The following is a 19,988-nucleotide window of genomic DNA, read 5'->3' as shown; positions in this document are numbered from 1 at the left end:
GATTGATCCTTTCAGTTTTAGGAAAGGAATGAACAAACAATAGGTCACTCTCTCTTTCCTTTAATTTTTATGGAAACATCTCAAATAAAACTCAACCATTATCTTAATATAGGTCATTAGAATCACTCAAATATGTTTCCACATATCTTCACGGCACTTTTGTATCACAACAATCAATTTGCACCACCTCCATTTCAAAATTATTGATTAATTATATCTAATTCAACTTAACAGTTTCTAAACAATTATCTAAAAATAATAAAGCAGTAANNTTACTGCTTTATTATTTTTAAAATTTATATTTATTTATTGTCTTTCCTTAATAACATTAATATTTGTTTTTTTACAGTTGAGTTTGTTGAATCGTCCTCTAAGAAATCTAATGGGAAATAGATTTTATGATCTCGTTTCATACGCCCTGAGATAGCATCCACAATAATGGATTCACGTGAAAGCTCCCGTAGCTCACCATTTTTCATTTCTAAAAAAATTGGTACACGCACTTCTTCCTCTCCTGGTCTGTAAAAATCATATGGCAGATCTGCTGTTGTATCATGTACAAGATAATAATCGGGGTCTAATCCTGCCTTTTTGAAAAGCTCTTGGAGTTTTTGATATTTATTGAGCTCTACTCCAGGGTCTAAATCAATGTATTGAAATAGCTTACGATTCACAAAGCGGCGGCTTAAATCACTTAGAATGGCATCCTCCTCTTGCATCCATAACTGAAAATATGTAAAAAGTATACTCTCGTCTAACGCAAGATAATCCTCTAATGTAATAACATTTCGGAAAAATGCTAGGAAATGAGTAGGCTCATGCTTAAATGTATAGCCCGCTAAGCTTAATTGTTTTACTCTTTTTAATATATTATTTAAAATTACCTCTGCACTTCGTGAAACAGGATGGAAATAAATTTGTAAGTACATTTGATAGCGACTCATTATATAGTCTTCCACCGCATGCATGCCTGTTGCTTTGATTACTACTTGGTTTTTTCTTGGACGCATTACTCTTAAAATCCGTTCCATATCAAAATGACCGTAGCTTACACCTGTAAAATAAGCATCACGTTGTAAGTAATCCATACGATCTGCATCAATTTGGCTCGAAATTAAACTAATTACTTGCTTATTTGGATATGTCTTTTCAATTACTTGGGATACCTTTTCAGGAAAATCAGCTGCCACTTTTTTTAAGATCGCATTTACTTCCGTATCTCCCAACAAAATCTGCCTTGTAAAATATTCATGATCAAGCTCAAATACATTTTCAAAGGCATGGGAAAATGGGCCATGACCTAAATCATGTAAAAGGGCTGCACATAACACTAATAATCTTTCACTTTCATCCCAATCTGGACGCCCTACAAAGATATCATCTACTATGCGACGTACAATTTCGTAAACCCCCAGAGAATGACTAAAGCGACTATGCTCTGCTCCATGAAATACTAAAAATGTGGTACCTAGTTGACGAATTCTACGTAAACGCTGAAATTCTCTTGTACCCACTAAATCCCATATCACTTGATCTCGAACATGTACATAACGGTGTACTGGATCTTTAAATACCTTTTCTTCTTCTAATTTAGCGTTTGCATATGTCATTTGGATAGCACCCCCATTTTGTTATAGTTCTATTATATGCGATAAATCTAGGACTAGCATACTTATTGCCATTTTTCTATAGATATTAACAACCTATTTCGATTACCTTTATCATTATTTTTATATTTATATTGGTCTAATTTCTCAACATATAAAAAAAGCAAAACAAAAACTATCCCCCAAGTAGAGATAGCTTTTAGTTTTACTTTTTTAATTTTGCTAAAACCTTTTCCATTAGTTCATCTTCTGTTAATGCAGCAACAGGTCGGCTATTTACAAAGGTAAATGTCTTTTTGCGTCCTGGACCACAGTAAGAATGACAGCCAATTTCGATGGTTGCATCAGGATCGATTTCCTTTAATTTTGGAATTAACGTTTTTAAGTTAACGGCCTGACATTCATCGCAAACTTTAAATTCGTTTGCCATTTTGTCAACAACCCTTTCTATATAGTATTTTTCAAACATAATCTCGCTTTATTGCACACATGACCTTCACATATTTAAGTATGCAGCATGTGCGCAAACCTACATCGGGTATTGTATCGTACTTTTCCCCTTCTATTCAAGCATAATTCCTTCTACATAGATGAATAAAAGGTTAAAAGATTGGTCATGCTAGTCTTAAATAACAAGTTCCAGATAAAGGTGGGAGGATTTTAATATGAGTAAAGTAAGACAAGATGCTTGGTTAAAAGAAAACGATGAATTACTAGCAGAGGCTGTAATCCGTCATGTAACAGAAGGAAGCACACAGCTTAATGCCTTTGAAGAAGCGGGCGATGCATTAAATCGTACTGCGGCGGCCTGTGGTTTTCGTTGGAATGCCGTTGTTCGTAAAGAATACGAGGAACAATTAGCAGAAGCTAAAAAGGAAAGAAAAGAGAGAATGCGAGTGTTGGGAGCGCCAGCAAGACGCCGTGCTTCTAGTATGTTTACCGTAAATAATAGTGCTGCAGAAGGAAAATCAATTCCGCTATCTGCCCTTTCTCTTGATATTGTCATAGCTTATTTACTACGTTTACAGCATTCTGGTGAAGTAGGAAATGAATCTTCAAAATGGCGACAACTTGTACATGTAACATCTGAGAAAAATAAAAAACTAGAGAAAACCATTACAAAACTAGAAGAGGAAAATCGAGCGATTCGCAAAGATTACGAGCAATTTGTACAAATTATGAATCGTGCTAGACGTCTTGTTACGCTTGATGAAGAGGAAGAGCGAATTGCACCTGTTTTTAAAATGGAGAAGAACGGAAATCTTGTAACTAGCAGTTCTATTTATCAACCAGAAAATGGCGATGCGCTAAATTAGCCGCATCGCTTTTTCTGTTTCATATAATCAACCAGCTTACTTACGTTCAAGCATTTTGGTGTTGCGCTCAAAAACGCGCTGTAAATAAAAACCATACAACGTTAATTCTTCGTCGTAAAAGGACTGTGGACGTACTTCCTCGGCCCACTGATTAAGTAGTTGCTGTAGACGAATAACAACCGCTTCTACTGTTAAATGAGGGTCTATAAGCTCCGATAGCGAAGCCATGACTTCTGGCACGATTTGAGGGTAAGCGAATTTTGTTTCCTCTTGTTGCAAGCTCTCTTCATAAAAGTCACGGATAAGTGCCGCGCGTTGTGAGCCACTCCCCTCAATACATAAATAAATTTGCACTGCCACCCCTTGACGTAAGCGTCTTTGTGAAATACCAGCAAATTTTTTCCCATCAATACTTAAATCATAAGAACCTGGGCAATAAGAGCCCACTATTTCATAAGCCTCAATTTTTTCAGCTACTTCTGGGAACAATCCCTTCACAAGGTCCACCATCACATCGTAGCCATCATTTATACTGAGCGACTCTTTTTGTTCAGACAATACCACGGAAATATTGAGAACCCCTTCATCTAGCACAACAGCTAGTCCACCAGAATTACGAACAATAGGATGATAGCCTCTAGATTCTAGTAATTCCATACCTTGCTGAACATAAGGTAACCGATGGTCTTGAATACCTAGCACAACAGATGCCTCATGAACCCATGTACGAATTGTTGGAGGAGACATCAATTGGCCAACTAATTGGCACAATGTATCGTCCGTCGCAAAAGATTCAAGCGGTGATCTTTGCTTCGCACTAATGGATTGATCATAATAACGCCAAATTGGTTGTTGTAAAATATGTTTCATTTTGGAACTCCTCTTATTACATCTCTTCTCTTTAGAATACATTATCTTTAGATGGTGTCAAATTCGTGAATTACTATCATGAACTTAGGGTTTTTGTACAAACTATGATAAACTAATTTTTGAATGGTATTCACTTATAAAGGAGTGTTTTCAATAATGAATGAAGCAGCAATTACGTTAGATGGATGGTACGCTTTACATGATTTCCGCTCAATTGATTGGGCATCTTGGAAACTTGTATCTGCTGAGGAACGTCAAGCAGCAGTAGAGGAATTTATTGCTTATTTAGAAAAACTGAACGAAGCAGACGTAGCTAAAACAGGTGCTCATGCTTTCTATGCAATCGTTGGTCAAAAAGCTGACTTTATGATTATGACATTGCGTGAAACAATGGATGAGTTACAAGAGCTTGAAGCAGAATTCAATAAATTAGCTATTGCAGATTTTACAATTCCTACATATTCTTATGTATCTGTGGTAGAGCTTTCAAACTATTTAGCTGGCGAATCAAATGAAGATCCTTACCAAAATCCACATGTACGTGCGCGTCTATATCCTGAACTTCCACGGGCTAATTATGTATGCTTCTATCCAATGGATAAACGCCGTCAAGGGAACGACAATTGGTACATGCTATCAATGGATGAGCGTAAATCATTAATGCGTTCACATGGAATGATTGGTCGCGGCTATGCTGGTAAAGTAAAACAAATTATCACTGGCTCTGTAGGCTTCGATGATCACGAATGGGGCGTAACTTTATTTGCTGATGACGTACTACAATTCAAAAAACTAGTATATGAAATGCGCTTTGACGAAGTGTCAGCTCGCTATGGCGAGTTCGGGGAATTCTTCGTCGGCAACCTACTTGATAAAGAAAAATTGGTTAAATTCTTAACTGTTTAATATCTAATTAAAAATGCGAGTCCATATTGACGGACTCGCATTTTTAAATTTCGTTTTCTTCTGCATTCTCAGATTCGAATATTAAAATAATAATATGAATAAAAATCCCAGTTAGCATCATAAGAAAAACTAAATACCAATTATATGGTTGATGATAATATTCTGCTATTCCAACTGCCAGAAAAGCGCTGATGATGATCGCTACAAACATACTAAAAATACGCATGGAAACGCTCCTTCATAAAAGCAAAAATAAAGTCAATTTTAGTATGTCACGCTATATTTTTAATATACTTACTAGGCAAGAATAATTATGTCTTATTGGATAGCAGCTAAAACAAGCATTGTAAAGGCATTTTTCCTGATGCTCTGCTTTCCACACTATTACTCACAATATAAAAAAGTGCCATCTTTTAGCGATGACACTTTCTTAACCTCAACACGTTTCTTCTATATACCTCATTAAGAGCTCTCGTTCTTTACTTTTAAAATTAAGATAACCGTTTGAATAAAAAAACCAATCACTATAATAACAATAAAGAGATACCAGTGGAGCGGCTGTCCATAAAACTCCCCTAATAGAAAAGCCAGTACTGCACTTAATAAGATCCCAAACCAAACGCCAATTTCCATAAGCCATCACCTCACATGTATTAGATACACATGCAATTCATTGATCTCACGTTCCCCTAAATCTATTTTTTTCTATTTACCCTTTTTGCTATAAAAACTATCGGGCCTTGCAGGATTTGAAGTATTTTCTACGTACTTGTCGTTATTACTACTATATGCATAGTAACTTTAATATGTGATTGTCTTTCTTAACAAAATTGAACATGACTACTATACCTTCGTGCATATACTGTCTGCGAGGAGGTATGAAAATCGCTGTTATTAAGACGAATGATGCACAGACAGCCCTACTTGCAAGACTAATGCGTGCCGAAGCAGAAGGCGAAGGAGAGTTAGGCATGCTGATGGTTGGGAATGTTGGCGTTAATCGTGTAAGAGGTGATTGTTTAGATTTTGGTGATATTCGAACAATTGAACAAATGGTTTATCAGCGTCCGGGAGGCTTTGAGGCAACACAAAAGGGTTATTTTTATCAAAGAGCACGTGATCAAGATATCCGGTTAGCTAAAAGGGTGATTCAGGGTGAAAGATTTCATCCAGCTACCCGCTCTTTGTGGTTTTTCATGCCAGCAGGTGATTGTCCTGCACAATGGTATGGCCAATGGAATACTGGCAGGTTCAAATCCCATTGTTTTTTCTCGCCAACTGAACAAGATTGTCCTCAAATTTAAAAAGAAAGTAGGTTGATAATTGATGATGCCTTATTATTGGACACCAACAACGCAACAACAAATGACTCCTCCTCCAGTCACACTTCCGAGCGGACGACCACCTGGCCGTGAGGAGTCCTATATAGAAAATATTTTGCGTTTGAACCGTGGAAAACCAGCTACCTTCCATTTTTCTTTTGAGCACGCAGTAGAGCAGGGAAAAAACACAAAAACTGTTCGTGGTGTGGTAGAAGCAGCTGGTCGAGATCATGTCATTATTCGTGAGCTTAAGTCTAATCATCGTTTTCTTTTCCCTATGATTTATTTCGATTTTGCTGAGTATGATGAGGAAATGGCTTACTTTAATCAAAATCCATAATTCTATCTCTAAGTAAAAATCCGCAATACACTCACTGACCAAAAGTCGATGGGCGTATGCGGATTTTTATATTCGCTATATTCAATTTTCTTTTAAATACGTTAAGGTTGCTTTACCTAAGGTTTTTGCTGCAATTAGCATGGCACGTTCATCAAAATCAAAGCGTGCATGATGATGCGGATAAGCCGTTTCCCATTCTGGCTTTTTAGCTCCTGTGAAGAAAAATGTGCCTGGTACTTTTTCTAAATAATACGCAAAATCTTCCCCAATCATAAATGGCGGACATGTTATTACTTGATCTACCCCTGGTACAGTCGACGCCAATTGTTCCAAAAACTCGGTTTCTCTCTGATGGTTATAAACAGGTGGATAACCCCTTGTGTAACGATATTCGTAACTTGCCCCAAATGCCAGACAAGTCGCATTTAATACTGCTTCTAACTCTTGTTCCATTTGTATGCGTACTTCTTCTTCAAATGTACGAATTGTCCCCGCTAAAACTACCCGATCAGCTATAACGTTAAATGGATTAATTGCCTCAAAATGACCGATTGTTAAAACAGCTGATTTCAATGGGTCTATTCGTCTTGAAACAAGCTGTTGAGCATTAACGACAAATTGGGAGGCTAGGGTAACTGCATCAATAGAATGATGAGGCTCTGCGCCATGACCACCCTTTCCTTGTACCGTTATTTCTACTTTATCCGCGGCAGCCATGATGGCCCCATCTTTCACTAATATTTCTCCTAATGGTGTAGGTGCCCATAAATGTGTACCAAAAATAACATCTACACCTTCTAAACAACCATCCTCAATCATCGGCTTAGCTCCACCTGGAGCCACTTCCTCTGCATGCTGATGAATAAATACGACATTGCCTTCAATTTGGTCCCTCATCGCATTCAATGCCTTAGCTAGCCCAAGCAATGTAGCTGTATGTCCATCATGTCCACATGCATGCATTTTTCCAGCTATTTTAGATTTGTAAGGTACATCATTTTCTTCTTGAATCGCTAATGCATCAAAGTCAGCTCGTAAAGCCACCGTTTTGCCCGGCTTTCCGCCACGTAATATCGCTACGACGCCACGTCCTCCCACTCCTTCTCGAACCACATGACCCAATTCTCTATGAAAAGTAGCTATATAGGATGGCGTTTCGACTTCTTCAAAGGATAATTCAGGGTATTCATGTAAATGGCGACGAATCCCTACCATCTCATTATAGTTAGCATCCAGTAATGTAAATAGTTTTTCCATACTACGTAACCTCACTTTTGATATTTTCGAAATATTGCAAGTAATATTAGTAGTGTACTATAAATTCTTACAAAATGGATAGGATTTAAATCCCTATCTTTGAAAGATGACTCATAACAAAGAAAAACCCCCCTACAAATAATGTAAGAGAGTCAGCTTAAAATTAGCGAGCATGCTTGATAGCAGTTAAAATAATAAGTAGCCATCCAGCTAAAAATAGTACGCCACCAATTGGTGTAATAGCTCCTAATACTTTAATACCACTTATCGCCAGAACATATAAGCTCCCAGAAAAGAAAACAATACCAAGGTTAAAGAAAATACCTGCTAGATTTAATTGTTTCACTTCACCTAATAGTTTAGAGCTCATTAACAGACCAATGATTAGTAATCCTGTAGCGTGAAACATTTGATATTGAACAGCTGTTTCCCAAATACCTTGACTATATTCATCTAAAATTTCCTTTAAAGCATGTGCACCAAATGCACCGAATGCTACTGCTAATAGGCCATGAAGAGCACCTGTCACGATAAATCTTTTCATTTTCGTTACCCTACCTTTAAAATGGATTAAAAATCAAAAATGGAATCGCCATTGGCTCCATCTTCTTCAATCTTTGCTGTATATAAAGTGGATGGTTTTGACTCTGATACAAGCATTTGCGGTACATGCTTATGAGGAGTGATAGATGGTGCATCACTTGAAGAATCTAACACCACATCACATAATGCTCGAATGGCTGTAAGTGTCTCACGAATTTGCTGATCATTTCCCGCATTTTTTGCGTAAGATAATTGTTTTTCAAGTTGCTGTATAACGGCTTGATAAGAAATCATTACATTCTCCCACTTTCTACTTTTGGTACGAATTTTAAACAATCTACACCCGAGGATTGCTTCACAACAACGGATGGTATTTGCTTTGTTTTAAAGCCATAAGCTGCACATGCTCGTGGGTTTTGAGGGTCCCAGGTTACTTTAAAAAATTGACACTTAAAACAATTCACCTTCATCAATGTCCCTCACTTTCTTCTATATTAAATGTAACATGATTGCTAAAGCGTATAAAGCAAACGATTTGTGCCAATCTATTCTAAACACCAATCAATCGGCTGCTTGCCCCACTCAACTAATTGTTGATTTATCTTTGAATAAGGTTTACTACCAAAGAATCCTCGATAAGCACTTAATGGACTTGGGTGTGGCGCTTCGAGTATGACATGTGGTGTTTTATATTTTCGAATTAATTGCTTTTTGCGTTGCGCTGGTTTGCCCCACAATACAAAAATTAGTGGTTCTTCCCTTGCAGCTAATAGATCGATAACCGCATCGGTAAATTGCTCCCACCCTTGTTCTTTATGGGAATTCGCTTGTCCTGCTCGAACTGTAAGCACCGTATTTAATAGCATAACACCCTGTTCAGCCCACTTTGTTAGCGTTCCATTTTGAGGAATTGGACAGCCTAAATCATCCTGTAGCTCTTGAAACATATTCCGTAAGCTAGGAGGATGTGGAATACCTGGTTTAACAGAAAAGCTTAGCCCATGCGCTTGATTAGGCCCATGATAAGGGTCTTGTCCCAAAATAACAACCTTCACATCATGATATGCTGTTGTATAGAATGCGTTCATCACATCATTGATTGGTGGATAAATAGTTTGTGTCGAATATTCATTTGCGACAAATTGACGTAGTTTTTGATAATATGGTTTTTCTAATTCTTCTTTGAGTACTTCTTGCCAATCATTCGGGAATACTTGTTTCATCGTTCATTAAGCCCCTTTCTCTTCTTACAACGGTACAAAAAATTAAAGATGAATTCAAGCATCAGTTGAAACTGACCATATAAAAATATAGTATTCTGGCTATTTTTATAGAATCAGAATCGGACTATACTAGATGTTAATTTTATAACTCTTAACGATAAAGGAGATCCTTTACATGACTCTAAAAAAAACATTAACAATTGCTGGTTCAGATACATCAGGCGGTGCAGGAATGCAAGCTGACCTTAAAACATTCCAAGAGCACGGTACATATGGGATGGTGGCATTAACAGTTGTCGTAACAATGGACCCTAACGGCTGGACACATAACGTCACACCTTTGCCAACTGATTTACTACAAAAACAAATTGACACAGCACTTTCCACAGGAATTGATGCCATTAAGACAGGAATGCTCTCAACAGAAGAAATTATTCGTATTGCTGGAAAGGCTATTGCAAATTCAGGGACTACAAATGTGGTCATCGATCCTGTTATGGTATGTAAAGGTGACGATGAAGTACTGAATCCAGGTAACACAGATGCCATGATTCAGCATCTTTTACCACTAGCAGCGGTAACAACACCAAACCTGTTTGAAGCTGGACAATTAGCTGGCACAGGTACACCAAAAAACATTGACGACATGAAGATTGCTGCTCGTAAAATCCATGAACTAGGAGCTAAAGCTGTTGTCATAAAAGGTGGAAAAGCCCTAGCTACTGAAAAAGCAATAGACTTATTCTTTGATGGTGAAACATTCTACTTATTAGAATCTGAAAAAGTTGCATCTACAAATAACCACGGTGCAGGCTGTACTTTTGCTGCCTCTGTCACAGCGAATCTTGCGAATGGACTTACTATTAAAGATTCTGTCATTGAAGCAAAAGAGTTTGTATCGGCAGCTATTGCACATGGCTGGGCGCTAAATGAATATGTAGGTCCTGTCATGCATGGAGCGAAATCACGCTTTGGTGCTCCACACTTAACAGTAACAGAAATATAAGGATGAAAGGGATGTCTCAAAGTCATTTGAGACATCCCTCTTTTTTTACATATAATTCTCCATCATTTCTAGCCGATAATCCCATGGATCATTCATAGATATAAATTGCGCTAATGCTTTACTTTCCTTTTTACGTTCAGCACGGGCCTTCGCTCGTTCTGAAGCTGTTTCATGCAATTTTGTCTCTTCTACTGTTTCAGGTATTACTCGTGGGACCAGTGCTGGTTTGTTATTTTCATCCAATGCCACGAAAGTTAATAATGCAGTCGCTGCCACCTTTCTCTCCCCAGTTTTCAAGTTTTCAGAAATGACTTTAACAAAAACCTCCATAGAAGACCTTCCCGTCCAAGTTACATAGGATTCGAAATAAACCGAATCTGTTGGGCGAATGGGATGTAGGAAATCGACTGAATCAGTTGAGGCTGTAACACAATCTCTTCTGCTATGCTTTGCAGCTGAAATGGAAGCAACTTGATCAATATCGCTCATCAATCGTCCGCCAAATAATGTATTATGATTATTCACATCGTTTGGAAATACACGACTTGTACGCATCACTCTTGATTCCTTACAATATTTAAAGTCCTTATTCACACCAATTCCCCCTCTAAACGTCTTGTTTATTCCTACTATAATGCTATATTTAAATGGAAAAATCAATGTAATTATTAGAAAATTACAAATACTAAACAATTATTTAATGATGAGTATTTATCCGATAAAGATTAAAATTGGACAAGATACGTTAATGCCTCATACCCCATATATTAGCTGTATGGGAGGGGAAAAAATGAAAAAAAACAAGGTAGAAGACTTAACGGAAGAATCAGGTTTACTAGCTGGAGAAATCACCTCTTCAAAAGTTGAAGTAATTGCCTCCATCATATTAACACTTGGTTACTCATTATCCACCCTTGCCACAATATTGGCTCTGCAGGAGGAGGAAGAATTGGCACAAGCCAAAACTACTGAAACCCAAGATCAAAATCTTTATATGAAGCAAATGTTTAAACAATTACAAAATGTTAATAATCGTTTAGATACAATAGAACGAAAGCTCAATCGATACTAACAAATACATAGCCTACATTAATTTTTAATAAAAAAAACCGCGACTCTCCGTCATAAAGAGAGTCGCGGTTTTTATTATACTATGATAATGAGCTTCATTTTTCTTCCCTTTTTCACAGCTACCTTGCATAACCTGTTCAAGGAACGTCATCTATTGTACCAAGATAGAATTCATTATTTCTGAAATAATACTACCTTCAACAGGTGGAGCTGTCTACACACACAAATTAGGAAGAAGTCATGGTTGCAATATCTTTTCAGATGTGAAAACGGATACAATGCGAAACGACACAGTTTGTACATATTTATTTTCACACTCCCTATATTGATACATTACAATAATTTTTTCAAGAATATTGCTTAAGAACTTGTCATAGGTTTAGAGATGATGATTTATTTCTCTGGATGCTACGATTCAATTTCACACTCTCAAAAATTTGGACAAAATGGCGCTAAGGTTTGTAAATATAAATCATCAATTTTTTTATCAAAGCAATCAATTTCCCTTTGCGAATTTTTTTTACTATACTTAAAGGAGAAATGATCGAGAGGAGTGTTAAGATGCAAGAAGTACAAGTAGAGACGTTGCAAAAATTGCTGAATTCTTTCGCCAACAAAGACGTTTATATTCATCTTGAGACGACAAACGGATCTTATGCAGCACACTATGATGAACAGTTTTTTAATGCAGGTGCTTTTATTCGCAATGCTAAAATTAACTATGAGCTTGCTAAGGTTGTAGATAATGCACCTCATCGTGTGGGTTTAAAATTACCTCATGGCTGGGTTTATGCTCAAGGCATTACACATTTTGAATTAGATGATTTAGGCCGTTTATTAATGGCTGGACTAGACTACTCTGGAAAATTGGCGATTGCGCTTGAAATTAGTGAAACGCCATTTACTTACTAAGGGGGACGACTATTTGAATTTACAACCACAACGTCATATTTTAATTGTGTACCCTCACCCAGATGATGAGGCTTTCTCAGTTGCGGGAACCATCGCCTACTATACAAAGAAAATGAATACACCTGTTACATATGCCTGTTTAACATTAGGCGAAATGGGACGTAATTTAGGTAATCCACCCTTTGCTACACGCGAGTCTTTACCTGAAATCCGTCGTAAGGAATTGGTTGCAGCGGCAGAGGCAATGGGTATTCAAGATTTACGCATGCTTGGTCTACGTGATAAAACAATAGAATTTGAAGATGATGAGAAAATGGTAAAACTAGTGGAAGGGCTAATCGAAGAACTAATGCCTTCTTTAATTTTCACATTTTTACCTGGCTTTGCTGTTCACCCAGACCATGAAGCAACAGCACGTGCTGTAGTTGAAGCTGTACGTCGTATGCCAAAGGCTGCTCGTCCACAAATATTCGGTTGTGCATTCGCCAATGATACGATTGAAAAAAATGGTGAACCACATGTGGTCTATGATATTCGGGAAATGCGAATGGACAAATTAAAAGCATTACAAGCCCATGCGTCTCAGACTGGTTGGATGATGCAGGAGACTGAAAAACGTATTGATGACGGCGAACCAATGAGCGAGAGCTGGCTTAATGTTGAAAAGTTCTATATTGTTGACCCAGATAAATATGTAAAATAAATAAAGTACTGTTCTCATTTTTGGAGAACAGTACTTTTTAATTAGGCAGCTCTTACTCTCTTCATCATATGCACAATGATCGTGATGAAAAAAGCAATCACTAAGAAAAGGAAGAATAAATAATGAGGGATGTGGATATTGAAAACACTTACTAACATTTTTAAGCCGATGACACCTATAATTATGAAGGCTGTTGCTTCAAGCTCTGGTATTTTTTCAATGATGATTAAAAAAACACCTGCAATCGTCCTCATCATTAATATTCCTAACATCCCTCCAATTAAAAGCACCCAGACCTGATCTGATATCGCAAACGCAGCAAAGATTGAGTCAATTGAAAAAGCAATATCCATTAGCTCAACAGAAATGACAGTTGCCCAAAACGTGCCGAAAAGACGCACCATCCATCCTGTCCTCTTTACCTCTTTTACACTATCCTCATTCCCTATGTGAAGGAAATGAGCTACACAAAGCCAACCTAAATACAAAGCACCTAATACTTTAATAAACCAAAATTCTACTAGATAAACACCTATGCCAATAAATAAAAATCTAAAAAAATAGGCACCTAGCATACCATACATTAATGCCCGTTTTCGCTGTTTATCTGGTAAATGTTTCACTAGTACCGCTAAAACCAGTGCATTATCTGCCGACAGCAAACCTTCTATAATAATTAATGAGGATATTAGTCCCCAGGAGACAGGGTCCATTAGTACTTCTTGCCACATCGCCAAATCAAAAAACTTCCAATATGTTGATAAAATTCCTTGAATGATTTCCACTACATACCCTCCTACTTGTCCTAAGCTAATCTAGTATATGCTTGACCATTTTTGTTATGAGAGTAGTATTTTTTAGATTTGAAACAACTGATTTTCTCCCCTTAAATTGAGCTAATTCTAGGTCTGAGACATTGCTTCTTTATAAAATAATTAGCTATATCAAGATAAAACGCTTACATCATAAAATAGACACGGAAAATTTAGAATTTACTAAAAATTAATTACAAAAAGCAAATAAAGTGTGCTATCATAGATAAATGTTTTAAACGTATAACGGAGGATGAATACTATGGAAGTTGCTGATACTAGAACCGTGCAAGTGGAGAATGTCCTGATTGCACATCATTTTTTAAAAGATGTAGTTGTGCACACACCACTACAAAAAAACGACTATTTATCCGAGAAATACGGAGCTAATATTTATATTAAACGCGAAGATTTACAGCATGTACGCTCATTCAAGCTTCGTGGTGCCTATTATAAAATTAAAAAAATCGAGGATGAAGCGCGCAATGCTGGGGTTGTCTGTGCAAGTGCAGGCAATCATGCACAAGGTGTAGCTTATGCCTGTGCCCAATTAAAAATTCAAGCAAGCATTTTTATGCCACAAACAACGCCGAAGCAAAAAATAGACCAAGTACGTATGTTTGGACGTGAATATGTGGAAATTATTTTAGCAGGAGATACATTCGATGATTCTGCTGAAAGCGCGTTGAGCTATTGTGAAGAGCATGGTAAAATCTTCATTCATCCATTTGATGATTTTGATGTCATTGCTGGTCAAGGAACGGTAGCGGTAGAAATTATGAATGATATGGAGGAGCCAATCGACTACATATTCGGAAGTATTGGCGGTGGTGGCTTAATGTCAGGCGTGTCTGCCTACATTAAAAATCTCTCTCCTGCTAGTAAAATTATTGGTGTAGAGCCTGCTGGTGCTGGTAGTATGAAGGCTGCCTTTGCTGAAGGTGGCGCAGTTGCTCTTGATTGGATTGATAAATTCGTTGATGGTGCTGCAGTAAAATGTGTCGGTCACCACACTTATGATGTTTGTCGTCGCTATTTAGATGATATTGTTCTTGTACCTGAAGGCAAGGTATGTACGACCATTCTAGATCTATATAATAAACATGCGATTATCGCTGAGCCTGCAGGAGCATTATCAGTGGCAGCTCTTGATTTTTATAAAGAAGAAATTAAAGGTAAGTCAGTCGTTGTCATCATCAGTGGTGGGAATAATGACATTGGACGAATGCAGGAGATTAAAGAAAAGTCACTTATACACGAAGGATTACTTTACTACTTCATCGTCAGCTTCCCTCAGCGTGCCGGAGCATTACGTCAATTCCTCACTAGTGTACTTGGACCAAACGATGACATTACTACCTTTGAATATACCAAGAAAAATAATAAAGAAAGTGGCCCTGCACTAGTCGGCATTGAGTTAGGTGATCGTGCTGAATATGAAGGACTACTTGCCCGAATGGATGAATTCGGCTTCAAATACAAAGAAGTAAACAACGATATTCAACTATTTGGCTTACTCGTTTAAAATGAAGAGCCTCACTTCTCTGAAAGTGAGGCTTTTTTATGCGATAAAGTTTATCGATCGTTTAATTTCCCTAAATAAAAATTATTAAAACTAGTGCATGAGCGTTTTATATGATGTTGAAAAAATAATATCGTCTGTGGAAAGAGACATTCTGGCAAGGCGAGGGATTGATATCTGTTCCGCCAGCGTCCAGGTGGCTTCTGATGAGCCGCTAAATCCCCTAAGGGGCAACTCCTCTCCAATCAACCCTTTTAAAACTGTTCCTTTCATTTTCTATCATACTAACAATGCGGAAAAACGATGTGTGACAACGCTCCTCCATAAAGAGTAGTGAGGACCTTTTCTAAATTAATGTGCTGGATTGGAAGGCTACTAGACTCCCATAAGATAGATCGGCACCCCCCACACGTGAAATTAGGGAACCTGCAACGGTCATTCATTTACACCATTCATAAAAACACTATTGATGAAATTTTTTACACTATGAAAAACGCCCATACAAGTGTATGAGCGTTTCGATATTAACCTAATAGAGCACGGTCTGAATTCATTTTTTCCCCACGAATACGTTCAAACTCGGACATTAAATCAGGAATTGTTAATTCATGTTTGCGATCTTCACCAACTTCTAAAATGATTTGGCCTTTGTCCATCATAATAAGACGATTCCCTAAATCTAATGCTTGCTGCATATTGTGCGTTACCATTAATGTCGTTAAATTATCTTTTTCCACTAAATACTTCGTAATACGAGTAATTAACTCTGCACGTGATGGATCAAGTGCAGCCGTATGCTCATCCAGTAATAAAATAGATGGCTTTGTAAAGGTAGCCATTAAGAGCGACAAAGCTTGACGTTCCCCACCTGAAAGTAAGCCTACCTTAGCAGAAAGACGATTCTCAAGATTCAAACCAAGCATCGCTAGCGATTCTTTAAAAAATTCACGACGCTTTTTGTCCACACCATTGCGTAGCCCTCTATGCTTATTTCGAGAGTATGCTAATGCTAGATTTTCTTCAATTGTCATCGTAGGTGCAGTTCCTGCCATTGGGTCCTGGAAGACACGCCCAATGTATTGAGAGCGTTTATATTCAGGCAAACTTGTCACATCATTACCATCAATCAATACTGTACCGAAATCGGGTGTTAAAGCACCTGAAATCATATTCATCATCGTTGATTTACCTGCACCATTACTACCTATAATTGTCACAAAATCACCGGGCTTTAAATGTAGGTTTATCTCCGCAAGTGCAATCTTCTCATCAGGTGTTCCTTCATTAAATACCTTATTAATACCATGTAATTTAAGCAAGGCCATTACCTCCCTGCTCTACTTTTTTTACTTGTGAAAGTTCTGCAGCACGTTTAGCTTTACGTTTACGTTCTTTACTCTTATTTATAAATTGCGGTAAGATCAGCGCCAAAATAACGATGATCGCTGTAATTAATTTCATGTCTCCTGAATCAAGGAAATCTACACGTAATGCTAAAGCTAATATAATACGATAAATGATGGCTCCTGCAATAACTGCAAACGTTGTACGGATAATAGTTTTAGTCCCAAAAATAGCTTCACCAATAATAACGGATGCGAGACCGATCACAATCATACCAATCCCCATACTAACATCAGAGAACTTCGAGTATTGTGCGATTAAAGCTCCAGAAAATGCGACAAGCGCATTGGAAAGACCTAGCCCCAAAATGATAAGTGTATCTGTATTTGCAGAGAAGCTGCGAATCATTCGTTTATTATCACCAGTTGCTCGGATAGCTAGCCCAACCTCTGTCTTTAAGAACCAGTCTGCTATTAACTTAATTAAAATCGTGATGATTAATACAACAATCAGCACACTCCATGTACCTGGTACATGCTGAAAGCCTATGCTTTTTAATAGGTTATTGATAGCATCATCGATCCCTAAATTACTCCAAAAAGATTGAAACTTTGAAAAGATTGTTTCAGAGTTTAGTAGTGGAATATTCGGGCGACCTATCGTATTTTCTGCAGTTAACCCCATGATACGTAGATTAATCGAGTATAAAGCAATCATCATTAAAATTCCTGATAAAAGCGGATTAATCTTTCCTTTCGTGTGAAGAATTCCTGTCATACATCCAGCAATAAATCCAGCAACAATTGCCACTAAAGTCGCTAAGATTGGGTGGTAGCCAAGCAAAACCATTGTTGCTGCAGTTGCCGCCCCTGTTACAAAGCTTCCATCAACCGTTAAATCCGGAAAATCTAACACCCGAAATGTTAAATATACACCAAGTGCCATAATTGCATAGATGATTCCTTGCTCCACTGCGCCAAATAATGCTAAAAACATCGTTGAATCATCTCCTAAATCTCTTTTTTATTTATACCGCTTATAAATGAAGATAAAGCGGGGATAGTTCTCCCCCGCTTCGTTTTACTTTTCTAGAAGTTCTGCACCCCAAGAGTCTTTAATTTCAATTCCTAAATCATCCGCTACCTTTTTATTGATTAGTAGTTTTAGATTTTGTGGATATTGTGCTGGTGTATCAGCAGGTGTAGCTTCACCTTTTAAAATTTTCACAGCCATTTGACCTGCTTCATAACCGATATCGAAATATTCAAAACCATAAGCGGCTAAACCGCCACGTGCTACAGAATCTAGTTCTCCTACAATTAATGGTAATTTATTCGTATCGGCAACATCAATTACCGATTCTAATGCAGAAACAACTGTGTTATCAGTAATAATATAGAAAGCGTCTACTTTACCAATTAGAGACTCTGTCGCTTGTTTTACATCCGCTGAAGTAGATGCTGATGCTTCTACCACCGCTAAACCTTGTTCGTCCATAACCTTTTTCACTTCTGAAACTTGTGCAACTGAGTTTTGCTCACCCGCATTGTAGACCATCCCTACTTTTTTCGCACCAAGTTCTTTTAGGAATGCTACAGTTTTAGAAATCGTTTCTGGATGTAAATCGATTGTGCCTGTAATATTTTTCCCTGGCTTCTCCATTGAGTCAATTAGCTGTGCACCAACAGCATCTGTAACAGATGTAAAAATAATTGGAATATCACTTGTTGCTGTTGCAGCGGCTTGTGCAGAAGGTGTAGAGTTTGCAAAAATTAAATCTACGTTTGCACTTACTAGATTGTTAGCAATCGTTGTGTTAAGGCTATTATCTCCCTGTGCAATTTGTGGATCGTAGTCAACTTTTAAACCAGCATCTTCAATTGCTTTTTTAAAGCCTTCCGTTGCTGCGTTTAACGATGGATGCTCAACAATTTGAGTAATCCCGATTTTATATGTTTTATCATCTGCATTTCCGCTCTCACTTGCATTGTTTTTTTCATTTCCTTTTGAATCTGCTGTACCTGAGCCACCGCTACCACAAGCAGCAAGAAGCAACACTAATCCAAAAAGAAGGAATGACAACTTCTTTACATTGCTTTTCACAAATAATCCCCCCGATTATATTCTCGAATATCTATCGCACTTTATCCAAACAAAGTGTGAATGTATCGCTATATTATCGTTATTATCGAGCTCCGTCAACAACATTATGAATGTTCTGACTTTTAAAAGTGACAAAATATTTTAGTTTTTCATTCAATTTGGCGCTTTAAACCGCTAAACTACGCTGTTTTAGTTAATCGATTTCTTTTTTCAACATAGTAAAAAATATTTATGACAATTTTGCGACGATAGGACATTATAGACAAAGTCTGACATTTGACTTCTACTAGATATCTATAATAGAATATTTACTTGTGTGAAAGCACCGTGGTTCGTAACCATCCCACGAAAAAAAACTAAGGAGAAATGAATATGAAGATAAAATTTTTAGCAGCAAGTGGTATCATTGCGGCTCTATATATAGCTGTAACCATGCTTGTTGCCCCATTTGGTTTTACAGAGGTACAGTTCCGAGTATCTGAGATGTTTAACCATTTAGTGGCCTTTAATCCACGCTTTGCCGTAGGGATTATTATTGGTGTATTGATCTCTAATCTCTTTTCACCACTTGGCATTTACGATTTAGTTTTTGGTGTAGGTCATTCAATGATTACTCTTGGCCTGTTTATTTTAATCTGTAAATTTGTCAAAAATATTTGGGCACGTTTAATTATTAATACATTGCTCTTTACATGTACTATGTTTATCATTGCCTTTGAGCTGAACTTGGCTTTAGAGTTGCCATTTTTCTGGACTTGGCTAACAGTCGCGGCGGGTGAATTTGTTGTATTAGCTGTAGGTGCACCGATTATGTATGTTTTAAACAAACGCCTTCACTTTAAAAATTTGATTTAACTGACGGATCTTTTTAGATTCGTCTTTTTTCTTGACACTATTCTGAAAATACTCTACAATTCTTTCTAATAAATGCAAGGAAGAAGAGTAGTAGCAAGCATTGTTACTTTTAGAGAGCTGGTGGTTGGTGCAAACCAGTAGTACAGACTTGTGAATGGACTTCAGAGCAGCCTTATCAAATGTAAGGCCGTTTCGCTCCCCGTTACAGGAGCAGGAAAGCGCGCAAAAATTGCGAATGAAGGTGGCACCACGGTTACTCGTCCTTTTTATGAGGGA

25 protein-coding genes, 1 riboswitch and 1 other annotated feature are annotated in these 19,988 nt (G+C 37.5%); of the genes, 10 read left to right on the top strand and 15 right to left on the bottom strand.

Annotated elements, in window-relative coordinates; genetic code table 11:
- Positions 1–302: 302 nt before the first annotated feature.
- Positions 303–1,610, bottom strand: coding sequence for an HD domain-containing protein (locus tag C7B89_RS17535; protein ID WP_004227654.1), 1,308 nt, complete (start codon positions 1,608–1,610; stop codon positions 303–305).
- Between the two features lie 202 nt (positions 1,611–1,812).
- Positions 1,813–2,037 carry a YuzB family protein gene (locus C7B89_RS17530; RefSeq protein WP_004227652.1) on the bottom strand — a complete coding sequence of 75 codons (225 nt, stop codon included), beginning with the start codon at positions 2,035–2,037 and terminating at the stop codon, positions 1,813–1,815.
- Between the two features lie 235 nt (positions 2,038–2,272).
- Here C7B89_RS17530 and C7B89_RS17525 point away from each other — a divergent pair, with 235 nt between their 5' ends.
- On the top strand, positions 2,273–2,923 hold the full coding sequence (locus C7B89_RS17525; RefSeq protein WP_004227650.1) for an RsfA family transcriptional regulator: 651 nt from the start codon (positions 2,273–2,275) through the stop codon (positions 2,921–2,923).
- Positions 2,924–2,959: 36 nt separating this feature from the next.
- Here the strand turns inward: C7B89_RS17525 and lipL are convergent, their stop codons facing one another.
- On the bottom strand, positions 2,960–3,793 hold the full coding sequence (lipL, locus tag C7B89_RS17520; RefSeq protein WP_115674195.1) for an octanoyl-[GcvH]:protein N-octanoyltransferase: 834 nt from the start codon (positions 3,791–3,793) through the stop codon (positions 2,960–2,962).
- Positions 3,794–3,949: 156 nt separating this feature from the next.
- On the opposite strand from lipL, the gene hemQ reads away from it, so the two are divergent.
- Positions 3,950–4,699 (top strand): hydrogen peroxide-dependent heme synthase, encoded by a 750-nt coding sequence (gene hemQ / locus C7B89_RS17515; protein WP_115674194.1) that lies wholly within the window; start codon positions 3,950–3,952, stop codon positions 4,697–4,699.
- Between the two features lie 43 nt (positions 4,700–4,742).
- Here the strand turns inward: hemQ and C7B89_RS17510 are convergent, their stop codons facing one another.
- Together C7B89_RS17510 and C7B89_RS23115 are read right to left on the bottom strand one after the other, a co-directional pair.
- Positions 4,743–4,925: a hypothetical protein gene (locus C7B89_RS17510; protein ID WP_115674193.1), complete on the bottom strand. Its 183-nt coding sequence runs from the start codon at positions 4,923–4,925 to the stop codon at positions 4,743–4,745.
- Between the two features lie 236 nt (positions 4,926–5,161).
- Positions 5,162–5,332, bottom strand: coding sequence for a hypothetical protein (locus C7B89_RS23115; RefSeq protein ID WP_004227634.1), 171 nt, complete (start codon positions 5,330–5,332; stop codon positions 5,162–5,164).
- 245 nt (positions 5,333–5,577) lie between these two features.
- On the opposite strand from C7B89_RS23115, the gene C7B89_RS17505 reads away from it, so the two are divergent.
- Positions 5,578–6,003, top strand: coding sequence for a cell wall hydrolase (locus tag C7B89_RS17505; RefSeq protein WP_004227631.1), 426 nt, complete (start codon positions 5,578–5,580; stop codon positions 6,001–6,003).
- Positions 6,004–6,025: 22 nt separating this feature from the next.
- Positions 6,026–6,361: a spore coat protein GerQ gene (gene gerQ / locus C7B89_RS17500; protein ID WP_004227629.1), complete on the top strand. Its 336-nt coding sequence runs from the start codon at positions 6,026–6,028 to the stop codon at positions 6,359–6,361.
- Positions 6,362–6,442: 81 nt separating this feature from the next.
- On the opposite strand, the gene C7B89_RS17495 is transcribed toward gerQ, so the two are convergent.
- The 5 genes from C7B89_RS17495 to C7B89_RS17475 all read right to left on the bottom strand — a co-directional run bounded on the left by C7B89_RS17495 (position 6,443) and on the right by C7B89_RS17475 (position 9,384).
- A complete protein-coding gene (locus C7B89_RS17495) occupies positions 6,443–7,618 on the bottom strand; it encodes a M20 family metallopeptidase (RefSeq protein WP_115674192.1) in 1,176 nt (391 codons plus the stop codon).
- Between the two features lie 163 nt (positions 7,619–7,781).
- Positions 7,782–8,162, bottom strand: a complete 381-nt coding sequence (locus tag C7B89_RS17490) for a DUF423 domain-containing protein (RefSeq protein WP_115674191.1) — start codon at positions 8,160–8,162, stop codon at positions 7,782–7,784.
- A 26-nt stretch (positions 8,163–8,188) separates the two neighbouring features.
- The gene (locus C7B89_RS17485) at positions 8,189–8,455 is read right to left on the bottom strand and encodes a YwdI family protein (protein WP_115674189.1); all 267 of its coding nucleotides are present in this window, start codon (positions 8,453–8,455) and stop codon (positions 8,189–8,191) included.
- The gene (locus tag C7B89_RS17480) at positions 8,455–8,631 is read right to left on the bottom strand and encodes a hypothetical protein (RefSeq protein WP_048393435.1); all 177 of its coding nucleotides are present in this window, start codon (positions 8,629–8,631) and stop codon (positions 8,455–8,457) included. The genes C7B89_RS17485 and C7B89_RS17480 overlap by 1 nt, the downstream gene beginning before the upstream one ends.
- A 75-nt stretch (positions 8,632–8,706) precedes the next feature.
- Positions 8,707–9,384, bottom strand: coding sequence for a uracil-DNA glycosylase (locus C7B89_RS17475; protein WP_103117405.1), 678 nt, complete (start codon positions 9,382–9,384; stop codon positions 8,707–8,709).
- A 175-nt stretch (positions 9,385–9,559) separates the two neighbouring features.
- Here C7B89_RS17475 and thiD point away from each other — a divergent pair, with 175 nt between their 5' ends.
- Positions 9,560–10,390, top strand: a complete 831-nt coding sequence (thiD, locus tag C7B89_RS17470; protein WP_115674188.1) for a bifunctional hydroxymethylpyrimidine kinase/phosphomethylpyrimidine kinase — start codon at positions 9,560–9,562, stop codon at positions 10,388–10,390.
- A 45-nt stretch (positions 10,391–10,435) separates the two neighbouring features.
- Here the strand turns inward: thiD and C7B89_RS17465 are convergent, their stop codons facing one another.
- Entirely contained in the window at positions 10,436–10,984 is a 549-nt protein-coding gene (locus C7B89_RS17465; RefSeq protein ID WP_004227610.1) for an acyl-CoA thioesterase, read from the bottom strand.
- Positions 10,985–11,180: 196 nt separating this feature from the next.
- On the opposite strand from C7B89_RS17465, the gene C7B89_RS17460 reads away from it, so the two are divergent.
- The 3 genes from C7B89_RS17460 to bshB2 all read left to right on the top strand — a co-directional run bounded on the left by C7B89_RS17460 (position 11,181) and on the right by bshB2 (position 13,076).
- The gene (locus C7B89_RS17460; protein ID WP_048393429.1) at positions 11,181–11,462 is read left to right on the top strand and encodes a hypothetical protein; all 282 of its coding nucleotides are present in this window, start codon (positions 11,181–11,183) and stop codon (positions 11,460–11,462) included.
- A gap of 560 nt (positions 11,463–12,022) precedes the next feature.
- Positions 12,023–12,373: a YojF family protein gene (locus tag C7B89_RS17455; RefSeq protein WP_004225428.1), complete on the top strand. Its 351-nt coding sequence runs from the start codon at positions 12,023–12,025 to the stop codon at positions 12,371–12,373.
- Positions 12,374–12,386: 13 nt separating this feature from the next.
- Positions 12,387–13,076 (top strand): bacillithiol biosynthesis deacetylase BshB2, encoded by a 690-nt coding sequence (gene bshB2 / locus C7B89_RS17450; protein ID WP_115674186.1) that lies wholly within the window; start codon positions 12,387–12,389, stop codon positions 13,074–13,076.
- A 41-nt stretch (positions 13,077–13,117) separates the two neighbouring features.
- On the opposite strand, the gene C7B89_RS17445 is transcribed toward bshB2, so the two are convergent.
- Positions 13,118–13,861 (bottom strand): TerC family protein, encoded by a 744-nt coding sequence (locus tag C7B89_RS17445; RefSeq protein WP_115674185.1) that lies wholly within the window; start codon positions 13,859–13,861, stop codon positions 13,118–13,120.
- Positions 13,862–14,150: 289 nt separating this feature from the next.
- Between C7B89_RS17445 and ilvA the strand changes: the two genes are divergently transcribed.
- Entirely contained in the window at positions 14,151–15,413 is a 1,263-nt protein-coding gene (ilvA, locus tag C7B89_RS17440) for a threonine ammonia-lyase IlvA (RefSeq protein WP_115674183.1), read from the top strand.
- 521 nt (positions 15,414–15,934) lie between these two features.
- Here the strand turns inward: ilvA and C7B89_RS17435 are convergent.
- The 3 genes from C7B89_RS17435 to C7B89_RS17425 all read right to left on the bottom strand — a co-directional run bounded on the left by C7B89_RS17435 (position 15,935) and on the right by C7B89_RS17425 (position 18,857).
- Positions 15,935–16,729 (bottom strand): ABC transporter ATP-binding protein, encoded by a 795-nt coding sequence (locus tag C7B89_RS17435; protein ID WP_054549124.1) that lies wholly within the window; start codon positions 16,727–16,729, stop codon positions 15,935–15,937.
- On the bottom strand, positions 16,722–17,750 hold the full coding sequence (locus tag C7B89_RS17430; protein ID WP_009371612.1) for an ABC transporter permease: 1,029 nt from the start codon (positions 17,748–17,750) through the stop codon (positions 16,722–16,724). The genes C7B89_RS17435 and C7B89_RS17430 overlap by 8 nt, the downstream gene beginning before the upstream one ends.
- A gap of 84 nt (positions 17,751–17,834) precedes the next feature.
- The gene (locus tag C7B89_RS17425) at positions 17,835–18,857 is read right to left on the bottom strand and encodes an ABC transporter substrate-binding protein (RefSeq protein WP_115674182.1); all 1,023 of its coding nucleotides are present in this window, start codon (positions 18,855–18,857) and stop codon (positions 17,835–17,837) included.
- A gap of 321 nt (positions 18,858–19,178) precedes the next feature.
- A riboswitch (PreQ1 riboswitch) is annotated at positions 19,179–19,223 on the top strand.
- Positions 19,224–19,229: 6 nt separating this feature from the next.
- Here C7B89_RS17425 and C7B89_RS17420 point away from each other — a divergent pair.
- The gene (locus C7B89_RS17420; protein WP_048393417.1) at positions 19,230–19,712 is read left to right on the top strand and encodes a QueT transporter family protein; all 483 of its coding nucleotides are present in this window, start codon (positions 19,230–19,232) and stop codon (positions 19,710–19,712) included.
- A 68-nt stretch (positions 19,713–19,780) separates the two neighbouring features.
- Positions 19,781–19,980, top strand: a binding site (T-box leader).
- Positions 19,981–19,988: the final 8 nt, after the last annotated feature.

Source organism: Lysinibacillus capsici, assembly GCF_003367505.1.
Taxonomy (GTDB): domain Bacteria; phylum Bacillota; class Bacilli; order Bacillales_A; family Planococcaceae; genus Lysinibacillus; species Lysinibacillus capsici.
This window is presented reverse-complemented; position numbering and strand designations above follow the sequence as displayed.